Below are 12552 nucleotides of genomic sequence, written 5' to 3' on the forward strand. Positions count from 1 at the left end.
GAATGCGCCGCTGCTGCGGCGTGCGCGTCTGTGGTGAGGTCCCGGACAGGGCACCGGCCGGCGATCGGGCCGGAGCCCGGATGCGTCGGCAGTGCGGCCGGTGACAGAACTGTGGACCGTCCTGGGCCGCGGAGGGAAGCTCCGAGGCCCGCCACCAGCCTGATAGGTGAACTTGGCCGCGCGGTGATCACCGGTAGCGGTTGTTCCGCGTTCCGGTGGGGAAGCGCCTGGTTTTCCGAGCACCGGGCTCAGGCGGTGTTCCCGCACGCGGGAGGGCCCGGAGCCCCCTCAGGGAAGGGTGGACAGGCCTTCGGGACGGTTTCGGGCGGCGCCTCGGCCCGCACGGGGCTGTGCTCGAACGAGTGACACAACCCCGCCCGGGGGCTGCCCTCACCGTGCGGCCTCGCACCGTGCCAGGCATGGCCCTCCGTGCCATTCGGGCGGTCCCCGCGTGTCCGCGGAGACCGGTTCCGCCCGTTGACGGGCCCGATTGACGGCCCCTCCGTACACGGAAAGTCACCAGGTGAAAGCACATGCACCCGCTTTGCCGCAAAGGCCCGCCCGGTTCAGTGACCTGACCCACGGCTGCTCAAAGCAGTGCCGACGGTCTCCTAGGGTGTCCCGCAGTGACTTCCTTCGACTCATCCCCCCAGCTCAACGTCTGGCGCACCCTGCTCGCCCTGGCGATCGTCCTCGTCATGCTGGCGACCTCCGGCTGGACAGCCGCGCGTCATCAGCGGGGCGACACCAACCCGCTGCAGCGGGCGCTGAACGCGTGGAGTGACGGCCACTTCCAGGGCAAGGCGCTGCCCGCCGCCGACTCCCCCTCGGCCGACCTGGCCGGCTTCTTCGCCGCGCTCAGCCGCGATCAACGGCTCGGCCTCGCCGAGCGGTACCCGCTGGCGGTCGGGAACATGAACGGGGCGCCCCCGAAGCTCCGCTACTGGGCGAACCGGATCGCACTCGGGAAAGCGGTGGGCGTGGAACGGGAACGGACCCGTGACCACCGTCTCTCCGCGGGCGGGCGGCAGGAGGCCGAGCGGAGGATGCACCGCTTCATCTCCCTGATGCATCCCAAGCGCCACGTGCTCGCGTTCGACCCCACCGGACGGGGGCGGGTCGCCGAGGTCTTCGGTGACCTCGACCGCGCCGCCCGGGTCTCTGTCGTCGTGCCGGGCGTCGACACGGACGTGCTGACCTACGAACGGACCTACCGCTCGTTCTCCGCCCCGGCGGGGATGGCCAAGTCGCTGTACAAGGCGGAGCGCGCCCAGCGCACCGGCAGTCTGCCGCGCTCCGCCTCGGGGGCTCCGCGGGTAGCCGTGATCGCCTGGGCCGACTACACCTCTCCCGTAGGCATCGGTGTGGACGCCGTCACGGCCAAGCGGGCGGAGGACGGCGCGGTGAGACTCACCAACCTGGTCAGGAGCCTGCCCGGGCGGAAATCGGTCGCCCTGTACTGCCACAGTTACGGGTCGGTGGTCTGCGGAGTCTCGGCTCGGGACCTGCCGTCCCGGGTGACCGACATCGCGGTGGCCGGAAGCCCGGGCATGCGCGCCGCCAACGCCGCTCAGCTGGACACGGCGGCGCGGGTCTGGGCGATGCGGGACCAGGACGACTGGATCGGGGAGCTCCCCAATCTCGAACTCGCCGGAGTGGGCCACGGCACCGACCCCGTGTCGGTGGAGTTCGGGGCGCGTGTGCTCTCCGCCCGCGGTGCCGCCGGGCACGCGGGCTATTTCGAGCCGGGCACGGAGAGCCTCGACAACTTCGCCCGGATCGGCGTGGGCGCCTACCAGACGGTGCGGTGCGCGGCCGGCACGAACAGCTGTTATCACGACGCCGAGGACGTCGTCTCTGCCTGACGCGCGTAGAGACGGCAGGGCGACGGGCCCGCCGGGAAAGGGGACGAGAAGAAGCGTGGCACATACGATGAGCCGCATGGGTGACGTATTGGCTGGATCTCATGCCGCCTGGGAGATCGACTCCGACTCCGTGCTCATCCGCTTCGAACGGGGCATCCGGACACCGAAGCTTTTTCAGGCGCTCGGTGAACGGCACGTCCCACTGGAGGCGTTGGACACGGTCTCGCTGGCTCCCGGCAGACGCGGGACCGTAGTGGTGCGCGCGGTGGCCCGGGCAGGCGCCGATGCCTTGATGGACGCGGCCTCCGGCCAGCTGAAGGAGGGCTGCGACCCGTACCGCCTGGTGCTGCCCTCGGCACAGGAGGAGCAGGCCCGCGAGCAGGTGGACGAGTTGAACAAGCTGATCGCGGACCGTCCCGCCCCGGCCTCCGTCCGCGATCTGGTGGCGCCGCCCGAGGCGCCTCTGCACTTCAAGGCGTACGACGGCAAAGCCTCCTTCGACGGTGCCGCGGTGTCCTTCCGCTGGTCCCCCACCGGCGCCTCCACCGAGAAGTGGAAGGCGGGCGACCAGATGTTCCCCGTGGCCGAGCTGGCGGACGTCGAGTGGCGCTCGCCCGAGGTGTTCGACGGCTGCCTGCGCCTGGTGCGGCGGGCCGGAACGGTGGCGCAGCCCGCCCGATCCGAACTGGACCCGGCCTCGGTGGTGTTCGGTTCCGGCTACGGCCCCGTTCATGAGTCGCTGCCGTTCGCCGCGGCGGTACTGGCCGCGGTACGGGCGGCCGAGCGCGCGGCGGAGAACCGGCCCGCGGAGAGCGCCCGGATCCCGCTCCGACGCGACCCGGCGGACATCGCCGAACGCATCCGCCACCTCGGCGATCTGCACCAGGCCGGCCTGGTGACCGATGAGGAGTTCGTCAGCAAGAAGACGCAGTTGCTCTCCGAGCTGTGATCGCGCGGCCGGGCCACCTCGTGATCCGCCCGACTGCAGCCCGGCAGGCCGGGACCAGGCTGCCGAGCCGTCTCCGCCGTACCGAACAGAATGCCCCTCTTTCGGATACTTGTCCGCATACCCCGGTATGACACTCGATGCAGCTCCGCAGTATGACGCGGTCCCGTGATCCGCTGCCTAGGCTGTGCGAGTCATGAAGACCGAATCGCCGCGTGACCTCGACGAGTCCCCCTGGCCCCGCGGACGCCTGGGGAAGCTCCAGCCCCAGTTCCTTCGCGGTGCCCTCGGCCACGTACGGGAGTGGGGCCGTCGCACGGCCGCCATCTCGGCCGTGCGTTCCTCCCGCAAGGAACTGCGTTCTCTGGGCCTGGCCCTGGGCACACCCGCCGACTCGACCCGTCCGCTGCTGTCGGGGGCGCGGAAGGCGTGGGTGCGCTGGACGCCGCAGGTGCTGGCCTTCGCGGCGGTGTCGGCCCTGCTGCCGGTCACGACGACCGTCCTGGTCCAGGACTACGGGATGAACGGAGCACTGGCCGGGGCCTTCGCCACGGCGCAGACCACTCCGCTCCTGCTGGCCGTGTCCCGTCCTGTGCAGGCCTGGTGGGTGATCTTCACCGCCGACATCGTCGCGGCCGTCGTCATGCTGGGCGTCCCCGGTCTGGACGGAAGATCATGGCCGTGGACACCGATGAACATCGTGGGCTACCAGCTGCTCATGATCTGCCTGGGCTTGCGGGCGGGCAGGCGGACCCTGATCGCCGTGTGGCTCGCCACCGGCTGCGCCGGTCTCCTCTTCGAGCTCCTCTCCCAGGAGCACAGCGACGGCAGCCAGCTCCTCCTCTTCACGTTGTCCGGAGCGCTCCTGCTGCTCTCGGCGACGCTCCGGGAGAGGGGCGACGCGCAGCGGAAGCTGGTCGAGCAGGAGACGATCAGCGAGGCGGAGCGTTCCCATCGGACGCTCCTGGAGGAACGCAACCGCATCGCGCGGGAGTTGCACGACGTGGTGGCCCACCACATGTCCCTCATCACCGTGCAGGCGGACTCGGCGCGCTACCGCATACCGGATCTGGACCAGGCGGCGGTGCGCGAGTTCAGTTCCATCGCGGAGAGCGCGCGCGAATCGCTGAAGGAGATGCGCCGCATCCTGTCGGTGCTGCGGAGCGAGAACGCCGAGGGGGAACGGACACCGCAGCCGGGCCTGCGGCAGTTGAGCCAGCTCGTGGAGGCGACCGTCCGGGCGGGTGTACCGGTGACCATGTCGCGGACGGAGGTGGAGATCGCCGCGATGGTGGCCGATCTTCCGGCCTCGCTCGACCTGTCGGTCTACCGCATCGTCCAGGAAGCCCTGGCCAACGTCGTACGGCACGCGCCGGAAGCATCGACCACGATCTCCGTCTCCGTGGAGGACGACTCCGTCACCGTGGTCATCGTGAACGGGCCGGGGCGCAGGCGCCTGGTGCCGCTGGAGATCTCGGGGACGGGCCACGGACTGGTGGGGATGCGGGAAAGGGTCCGGCTCGTCGGAGGGACCCTCGACACCGGCCCCTTGCCCGGCGGAGGATTCCGTGTCGCCGCTCGACTCCCCCGTCACGAAAAGGAACCCGACACCGCATGAGCATCCGCGTGATCATCGTTGACGACCAGGGCATGGTGCGGGCGGGTTTCGCCGCGCTGCTGTCCGCGCAGTCGGACATCGACGTCGTCGGCGAGGCGGCCGACGGGCGGAGCGGCATCGAGGTGAGCCGCAAGACTCATCCCGACATCGTCCTGATGGATGTGCGGATGCCGGAGATGGACGGCCTGGCGGCCACCCGGGAGCTGCTGAGTCCCGAGCCCGGGACGGCCCACAGACCGAAGGTCATCATGCTGACCACCTTCGACGTCGACGACTACGTGTACGAGGCGCTGCACGCCGGAGCCTCCGGGTTCCTGCTGAAGGACTCCCCGCCGGCCAGCCTGGTGGCGGCGGTCCGTGTCATCCACGGGGGTAACGCGCTGCTCGATCCCGTGGTCACCCGCCGGTTCATCGAGGACGTCGTCCGGCGGCAGCCCCGCCCCCGACGCGACCCCCGGCTGCAGTTGAACGGCCTCACACCGCGGGAGACGGAGGTACTGGAGCTGGTGGCCCGCGGGCTGTCCAATCTGGAGATCGCCGAGAAGCTCGTGCTGGCCGAGCAGACGGTGAAGACCCACATCAGCAGGATCCTCGCGAAACTCGGCATCCGGGACCGTGCCCAAGCGGTCATCGCCGCCTACGAGTCCGGGCTCGTCAAGCCCGGTGACAGCGTGCGCTGACGGCCGCTCGCCTCCCACTCCGACCGTCTGGCCGCTCGCCCGCCAGACGGCCTCTCTGTCCGGCGCGCCTCACCCACCCCCTACTGGGGTATGACACCGCACTTGGCTCTCCAGTGTGAAGCCCGAGCGGGTGTCATCTTCCTACGTTTCTCTCCAACAGGCCGGACACACGACCCGGCCGCAGGGAGACGGGGGAGCGAAATGCGGATGCGGGTGCGTTCAGCGAGGCCAGGGGCACGCTCGCGAGGCCGGCGCACGCTGGCGGGGCTCGCGCTGGCGTCGACGCTGATGACGGCCACCACGGGGTGGGCGGCGAGCGGCCAGCAGACACCCGTCTCGGGGCCGCCACCCGGCGCGTCGGCCTGGCGGAGCGACACCTCCGCGGGGCGAGAGCTCCCCGATCCGGCAAGCTCCACGCCGACCGAAGTCCACCGCTTCTTCCTCAGGCTGACACGTGATCAGCAGAAGCTTCTCGCCGAGCGTCACCCACTCGTGCTGGGCAATCTCGACGGTGCGCCGGCCCACCTGCGGTACGCCGCGAACGTCCTGGCGCTGGCCGACGCGCGCGCCAAGGAGCAGACCAAGGCCGACGACGCGCGGCTGACCACCGGTGAACGCGACCAGGCGGCCACACGGGCCGAAAGGTACCGCGGCCTTCTCGCGCCAGGACGGCAGATACTGGCCTTCGACCCCCGGGGCCGAGGACAGGTGGCGGAAGTCTTCGGCGACCTCGACGCGTCCCGGCACGTGGCGGTCATCGTGCCCGGGTCCGACATCGACCTCGGCACTTTCGACCGCTCGCGGAATCCCTACGGAGCACCGGCCGGTATGGCCCGCTCGCTCGCCGGGGCGACGGGGGACGACACCGCGGTCATCGCCTGGGTCGGCTACACCACCCCGGTCGGGCTCGGGCCCGACGCCGCGACAGGCCGCCTGGCCCAAGCGGGCGCGCCACGCCTGACGCGCTTCACCGAAGGGCTGGTGGCCACAGGACTCCCCCGCCCGGCGGTCTTCTGCCACAGCTACGGATCCGTGGTGTGCGGACTGGCGGCGCCCGGGCTCCGGGTGAGCGACCTGGTCGTGCTCGGCTCACCGGGGATGCGCGCGGCGGATTCCGGGAGCCTGCGCACCACTGCCCGCGTCTGGGCGGCCCGCAGCGCCGGGGACTGGATCGGAAAGGTGCCGCACGTGCGGCTCTTCGCACTGGGGCACGGGGCCGACCCGGCCGACCCGGGCTTCGGTGCCCGTTCCGTGCCCGCTCAGCGGGTGGACGGACACTCCGGCTACTTCGCCCCCGGCACCGACGCCCTCGCGGCCTTCGCCGCCATCGCGGAAGGCAAGGCGGCATGACCACCACCTGGCTGCGCCGCGCCGTGGCCTCGGTGGAGGCGGCCACACCGGCCCATCGCGACCGAGCTCTCGACGGGTTGCGGGCGCTGGCCCTGCTGGCGGTGCCCACAGGGCACTGGCTCCTAGGCGGCTTCACCCTCGACGAGGGCGGTGGCCTCCACAACGCCAGTCCGCTCTCCTCCTTCCCCACGCTCGCTCCCCTGAGCTGGGTACTCCAGATGCTTGGGATCTTCTTCCTCGTCGGCGGGTACGCCTCAGCCCTCTCCTACCGGCGGGCGACGGAGCGGGGAGAGTCCACGCGGTCCTGGGTCGCCGGGCGACTGGTGCGGCTCGGACGGCCCGTGGTGGGGGTGGCGGCGGTCTGGGCCGGGCTTCTGCTGGCGCTGTGGTGGTCCGGGGTCCCCGACGCCACCCTGCACACGGCGGCAACCCTGGTCATTCAGCCTCTGTGGTTCGTCGGCGTCTACGGGGCCGTCACCGCCCTGACACCTTGGTGCGCTCGGGCCGCGCGGCGGGCCGGAGTGTGGGCCGCGGCGCCGCTCCTCGGCACGGTGGCTGTGGTCGACCTGCTCCGCTACGGGCCCTGGTCGGCCGGGATGCCGACGTGGCTGAGCCTGCTCAACCTGCTGCCGGGCTGGCTGTTCGCCTACCAGTTGGGAGTGGGCTGGGGCGAAGGGCGACTGGGGCGAAGGGCCGCCCGGGTATTGCTGATCGGCGGGGCCGCCCTGTTCGTCGTACTGCTGTGGAGGTTCGGGTACCCCATCTCGATGGTGGGGGTGCCGGGCGGGACCCGGACCAATTCGCATCCGCCCTCACTCCTCGTGCTCGCATTGGCGGCCTTCCAGAGTGGGGCAGCCGTGCTGCTGCGCGACCGGATCGCGTCGCTGCTGCGCCGCCCTTCCTGGTGGGCACCGGTCGTCGCGATCAACCTGTCGGCGATGACGATCCTCTGCTGGCATCAGACGGCGATGCTGACGGCCGCGATACCGGGCGCCGTCCTCGGTGTGGTGCCGGGGCTCACCTCGCCGCCGGACACGGCCGGTTGGATAGCGGCGCGGGTGCTGTGGATGCCGCTCTTCGCCGCCCTGCTCGTGGTGACGGCGAGAGCCACGAGGCGCCTCGACGCACCGTGGAGCTGGGCCGGCGGGGGACGGCGCGCTGCAGTCGGCGTGCTGGCGGCCGGGTTCGCGATATTCGCCCTGCGACTGGCTTGAGAGGCGACCTGCCGCTGGCATCCGCCTGCCCCCGGTATCGCGTTCGCTGCACTTGACGGGGCCCTACGAGCCGGAGGCCCGTACCGCCAACTCGTAGGAAGGCTGAAGGACCAGAACCAATGAGTGACGTACGACGAGGAGGAGTGGCGGTGGGGATGGGTGTGCTCCGGTCAGTTGCGACCTGCGGAGGTGAAGGACATGTCGGCGTAGCGGTCACCTGCGACCTTGCCCGCGATCGGCTCCAGCAGGGCCAGCTCCGCTTCGGTGAGGTGGATGCGGGTGGCCGCGGTGTTCTCCTCGACCCGGGCGGGCTTGCGGGTGCCGGGGATGGGGACGACCGGCAGGCGGTGTACCTCGGCCTGCTGCTGGACCCAGGCCAGGGCGATCTGGGCGGGTGTGGCGGCATGGTCCACGGCGATGGCTCGCAGGGGTTCCAGCAGGGCCGCGTTGGTGGCGGCGTTGTCGCCGGTGAAGCGCGGCTGACCGCGCCGGAAGTCGTCGTCGGTCAGCTCGCTCTCGGCCTGGACGAAGGAGCCCGTGAGGAATCCGCGTCCGAGGGGCGAGTACGGCACGAAACCGACGCCGAGCTCGGCCGCCGCGGGAACCACCGACTCCTCGACGTCCCGGCTGAACAGCGACCACTCGGACTGGACCACGGTGATCGGGTGGACCGCATGAGCTGCCCGGAGTTCCGCCGCGGTGACCTCGCTGAGGCCGAGGTGCCCGACCTTGCCGGCGCGGATCAGGTCCGCCATCGCGCCGACCGTTTCCTCGATCGGGACTTCGGTGTCGCGGCGGTGCATGTAATAGACGTCGATGTGATCGACACCGAGGCGGCGGAGGCTGGCGTCGACGCTCTGGCGGATGTACGGCGCGTCGTTGCGGATCGTGCGCAGGCCGGGCCGGTTGGGGTCGATGCTGAGGGCGAACTTGGTGGCGATGGTGATCTCGTCGCGGTGGGCCTGGAAGAACGGGGCGAGGAACTTCTCGTTCTCCCCGGCGCCGTAGACGTCGGCGGTGTCGTAGAAGGTGACGCCGAGGTCGAGGGCGCGGTCGAGTGTGGCGCGGGCCGCGTCGGCGTCGGTGGGGCCGTAGGCGAAGCTCATGCCCATGCAGCCGAGGCCCTGGACACCGACCTCGGGGCCGTCGGGGAAGAGGGCCACCGTGTCGATGCGGGGCAGGCCGGTGCCGCCGTCGGCTCCGGTCACCGCTCCGGCGGACGGGTCGTGGGAGTTCTGCGTCATCGTGATTCCTCCATGAGGGCCCCCGCCTCGCGGTCGTCCTTGAGGAGACCGGGGCCAGGTCGGAGTGAGGGGGCGTGTGCCGCGGTGGGGGGGCGAACGGCGTGCCGGGAGCGGGTCAGGCGCTGCCGGCGTGCGGGTCGGTGCCGGCCGTCCGGGCGCGGGCGTAATGGTCGATCTTGTAGTCCAGGACGGAGAGCGTCCCCTGCAGTTCCGCGATCCGGGTCAGGACGTCTCGGCGGGTGGCCTGAAGCAGTTCCTGCCGTTCGACGAAGGTGTGCTCCCCGGCTCGTGCCAGTTCGGCGTAGCGGATCATGTCGGCCACGGACATGCCGGTGAGGCGCAGCTTGCCGACGAGCGACAGCCAGCGCAGGTCGGCGTTGCTGTAGCGGCGCTGGCCGGAGTGCGAGCGGTCGATGTGCTGCATGAGGCCGATGCGTTCGTACCACCGGAGTGTGTGGGGTGTCAGGCCGGTCAGCTCCGCGACCTCGCTGATCGTGTACCGGTCCTCCCCGTCCGGGCGGGGCAGGGGATCGGGTTCGGCCGAGCAGGCTCGGACCACAGCGGGCAGGGAGGTGGTATCCGTCACCGTCATGCTCTCCACGCTAAAACGTTGGAGTCCACTTCAAGCAAGCGCGGATCGCGGCCTGCCCGGTTCGGCGGCGGTGCGGCCGTTCGGGAGCGGACCGCCTTCTTCGATCGGGGGGGGCGGCCGTCGCCCAGGTCGTCCGGAAGTCCGTTCTAGACTCGCCGACATGCGAAGCCTTGAGAGTCTGGCATTGGTGGACGAGTGGCCGGTGCCGCACGCGGCGGCGGCCGTGGTGCGGTCCGACGGGACGGTGGCCGGAGCCCACGGGCCCACCGACAGGCGGTTCGCGCTGGCGTCGGTGACGAAGCCGATCGCGGCCTACGCGGTGCTGGTGGCGTACGAGGAAGGAGCCGTGGAGCTCGACGAGCCGGCGGGGCCCGAGGGGGCGACGGTGCGGCACTTGCTGGCGCACACGAGCGGGCTGGCATTCGACGAGGACCGGGTCCAGGCGGACCCCGGGACACGGCGGATCTACTCGAACGCCGGTTTCGAGGCGCTGGGCGAGCACCTGGCCAAGGTGACGGGGATCGCCTTCCCGGAGTACCTGCGCCAAGCCGTGCTGGAGCCGCTGGGGATGGATTCGACCGCTCTGGAGGGAGGCCAGTCGCCCGCGAAGGACGGGTGGTCGACCGTGGACGACCTGGTGCGGTTCGCGGCCGAGGTGCAGGCTCCCCGGCTGCTGGACGCCCGTACGGTCGCCGAGGCCATGTCGGTGGTGCATCCGGGGCTGAAGGGGGTGCTGCCCGGGTACGGCAGCCAGAATCCCAACGACTGGGGGCTGGGTTTCGAGATCCGGGACGGGAAGTCGCCGCACTGGACCGGATCGGCGTCGTCGCCGAGGACGTTCGGGCACTTCGGGCAGTCGGGCACGTTCCTGTGGGTCGACCCGGACGCCCGGGCCGCCGCGGTGGCGCTGACCGACAGGGACTTCGGCGCGTGGGCGATCGAGGCGTGGCCCGGGTTCACGGACGCGGTGCTTCGAGAGCTGGGCGGGTCCGAGGCTCGCTGACCGGGGCAGCGCCCGGGACCAGGGCGGCGGGCTTCTCAGGGGCTGAGCTCTCCGAGGTGGCCAGGCACAGGCGCGGCGACGGCTCCTGGACCCGCCCCTCCAGCCACGCAACCCAGCGGCGCGCTTCCGGGTCGCGCATCCGGCGCCGCCCCTCGGCAGGGGCGACGGCGGGCGCGTACCCTCCCCCCAGGGCGCGACTCGTCCAGGCCGGTGCGGCCGACACCGAGGTGCTCGCCAGGGTGCTGGCCAGTGCCTACCGGGATGATCCGGTCTGGTCGTGCTGATGTCCCGGGACCGGGAGTGGCGGCTTCGGCTGCTGTTCCGGGGGCACCTCGCGCAGCAGATTCCGTACGGCCGGGTCTGGAGCGACGACGGTCGGCGGGTGGTGTGCGTGTGGGCGGAGCCCGGCGCGTGGAAGTTGCCGACCGCCTACCTGTCGCGGAACGCGGGGACGTTGGTCCGGGCGGGCCGGTGGGAGCTGCCCAGGACCGGGGGGGGCGGCTGCTCACGCTGGAGCACCGGCATCCGAGGGTGCCGCCGCACTGGTACGTCGAGTTCCTGGGCACCCGTGCCGACGCTCAGGGCACGGGGCTCGGGGCCGTTGTGCTCGGCGGGCTCCTGGAGCGGGCGGAAGCCGACGGGCGGCCGGTGTTCCTGGAGTCGAGCAACGAGCGGAACCTCGGGTTCTACCGGCGTGCGGGGTTTGTCACCGAGCGTCGGCTCGGGTTCCGCTCCGGACCGGACATGTGGGCCATGTGGCGGCACACGCGGCAGAGTTGAGCGCTGCCCGCCTCCTGCTCCGGGTAATCCGCAGCCGACGCCTCGGCAGAGACTGCCCTGTCCCACGGATCAGGGCCGGGTAGGGCGCGGCGTCCGGTGCGGTGCATCGCAAGGCACCGGAACGTCTCGGCAGCGGAGCTGTTTGTGCGTTCCGGCGGAGCCGTCGGGGCGTTCCGGCGTCGCGGCGAGGTGCCGTGCCAGCCGCCGCGACCCGGCCGTGTGCCGCCGGACACCCCCTAGCCCCGCATCCCCCAGACCAGCAGCTCGGCGGGGTTCTCGCCGGTCGCCGTCAGGGTGAAGGATGTCGCGGTGGGCCCGTCGGCCTCCCTGGCGTCGGAGGCGTCGGTGCCGGGGCGTAGGGGTGCCTCGCCGATCCGGGCGGAGTCCCCGGCGGTCAGGCGTACCGCTGGGGAGCTGTCCTCGTCGGGGTCCGAGGCGGGGTGCAAACGGGCCTCTCCCCTCAGGACGTGGACGTGGCGTAGCGCGGCGGGCGGGAGGGGGTGCCGGTGGCCGGGGATGACGAGGAGGCGGTGGAGGGCGGCTCCGGCGGCCGGGACCTCGAGGACGACGGTGTCGGGCTGGTGCTGCGGGAGGTCCTCGCGGCGTACGAGGGAGTACGCGGGGGTGCCGTCCGAGGTCAGCGGGGCGAGCCACATCTGGAGGAAGACGAGGGGGGCGAGGCCGTCGTTGCGCTCGACGTGGCGGACGCCGGTCGCGGCGCTGAGGTGCTGGACGTCGCCGGGCCGCACCACGGTGGTGCGGCCGGTGGAGTCCTGGTGGGTCAGCTCGCCCTCAACCACCCACGTGACGATCTCGGTGTGGCTGTGCGGGTGCTCGTCGAAGCCGGCGCCGGGGGCGAGGCGCTCCTCGTTGCAGGCGATGAGGGGGCCGAAGCGGAGGTTGTCGGGGTCGTAGTGCTCGCCGAAGGAGAAGGCGTGCAGGGTGCTGATGCCGGCCGAGGGCTCGCCGCCCCCGTACCGGTCGCCGGAGCGCCGTACGTCGATCACCCGCACCACGGTACGGGCTGGTGTGCGGGGGTGGCCCTGCCTGGGGCGGGTTGGGCAGCCGAGGGTGCGGAGCCTGATGGCGGTACCCGAGTCCGCCGTTGGACCCCCTCCGGTCTCTTTCAGGAGCGAGCGTCCACGGGGCGGCAGGTCGTCGCCCGGCCGGGGACTGAAGCGCCTCGCGGTCCGGCATTGGCCGGCGCGGGTGGCACCTGGCTGTCCCTGCCGCTGACCAGGGCGTCGTCCACCACACGAC

At 71.7% G+C, this 12552-nt stretch carries 10 protein-coding genes and 1 pseudogene; 8 read left to right on the forward strand and 3 right to left on the reverse strand.

From position 1 onward, the window contains the following. The first annotated feature begins 626 nt into the window (after nucleotides 1-626). The 6 genes from ACFWMZ_RS20605 (at nucleotide 627) to ACFWMZ_RS20630 (ending at nucleotide 7673) form a co-directional block, all read left to right on the forward strand. On the forward strand, nucleotides 627-1865 hold the full coding sequence (locus ACFWMZ_RS20605; protein WP_383203255.1) for an alpha/beta hydrolase: 1239 nt from the start codon (nucleotides 627-629) through the stop codon (nucleotides 1863-1865). 76 nt (nucleotides 1866-1941) lie between these two features. After that, nucleotides 1942-2814 (forward strand): DUF4429 domain-containing protein, encoded by an 873-nt coding sequence (locus tag ACFWMZ_RS20610; RefSeq protein WP_383176530.1) that lies wholly within the window; start codon nucleotides 1942-1944, stop codon nucleotides 2812-2814. Between the two features lie 193 nt (nucleotides 2815-3007). Continuing rightward, a complete protein-coding gene (locus tag ACFWMZ_RS20615; RefSeq protein ID WP_383176533.1) occupies nucleotides 3008-4429 on the forward strand; it encodes a sensor histidine kinase in 1422 nt (473 codons plus the stop codon). Next, the gene (locus ACFWMZ_RS20620) at nucleotides 4426-5109 is read left to right on the forward strand and encodes a response regulator (RefSeq protein ID WP_383203257.1); all 684 of its coding nucleotides are present in this window, start codon (nucleotides 4426-4428) and stop codon (nucleotides 5107-5109) included. Before ACFWMZ_RS20615 ends, ACFWMZ_RS20620 begins: the two co-directional genes overlap by 4 nt. Nucleotides 5110-5367: 258 nt before the next feature. Further along, the gene (locus ACFWMZ_RS20625; protein WP_383203283.1) at nucleotides 5368-6459 is read left to right on the forward strand and encodes an alpha/beta hydrolase; all 1092 of its coding nucleotides are present in this window, start codon (nucleotides 5368-5370) and stop codon (nucleotides 6457-6459) included. Next, nucleotides 6456-7673, forward strand: a complete 1218-nt coding sequence (locus ACFWMZ_RS20630; RefSeq protein ID WP_383176539.1) for an acyltransferase — start codon at nucleotides 6456-6458, stop codon at nucleotides 7671-7673. The genes ACFWMZ_RS20625 and ACFWMZ_RS20630 overlap by 4 nt, the downstream gene beginning before the upstream one ends. Before the next feature lie 170 nt (nucleotides 7674-7843). Here the strand turns inward: ACFWMZ_RS20630 and ACFWMZ_RS20635 are convergent, their stop codons facing one another. Both ACFWMZ_RS20635 and ACFWMZ_RS20640 read right to left on the reverse strand, forming a co-directional pair. Further along, complete coding sequence (locus ACFWMZ_RS20635; RefSeq protein ID WP_383203260.1) at nucleotides 7844-8917, reverse strand: aldo/keto reductase; 1074 nt, start codon at nucleotides 8915-8917, stop codon at nucleotides 7844-7846. A gap of 115 nt (nucleotides 8918-9032) precedes the next feature. Then, nucleotides 9033-9509, reverse strand: a complete 477-nt coding sequence (locus tag ACFWMZ_RS20640; RefSeq protein WP_383176544.1) for a MerR family transcriptional regulator — start codon at nucleotides 9507-9509, stop codon at nucleotides 9033-9035. Between the two features lie 160 nt (nucleotides 9510-9669). Between ACFWMZ_RS20640 and ACFWMZ_RS20645 the strand changes: the two genes are divergently transcribed. Both ACFWMZ_RS20645 and ACFWMZ_RS20650 read left to right on the forward strand, forming a co-directional pair. After that, nucleotides 9670-10512 (forward strand): serine hydrolase domain-containing protein, encoded by an 843-nt coding sequence (locus tag ACFWMZ_RS20645; protein WP_383203263.1) that lies wholly within the window; start codon nucleotides 9670-9672, stop codon nucleotides 10510-10512. Between the two features lie 227 nt (nucleotides 10513-10739). Then, nucleotides 10740-11292, forward strand: a pseudogene (locus tag ACFWMZ_RS20650) (GNAT family N-acetyltransferase). A gap of 236 nt (nucleotides 11293-11528) precedes the next feature. Here the strand turns inward: ACFWMZ_RS20650 and ACFWMZ_RS20655 are convergent. Next, entirely contained in the window at nucleotides 11529-12308 is a 780-nt protein-coding gene (locus tag ACFWMZ_RS20655) for a pirin family protein (protein WP_383203266.1), read from the reverse strand. Nucleotides 12309-12552 lie beyond the last annotated feature (244 nt).

Source organism: Streptomyces sp. NPDC058373 (genome assembly GCF_042723275.1).
Lineage (GTDB): Bacteria > Actinomycetota > Actinomycetes > Streptomycetales > Streptomycetaceae > Streptomyces.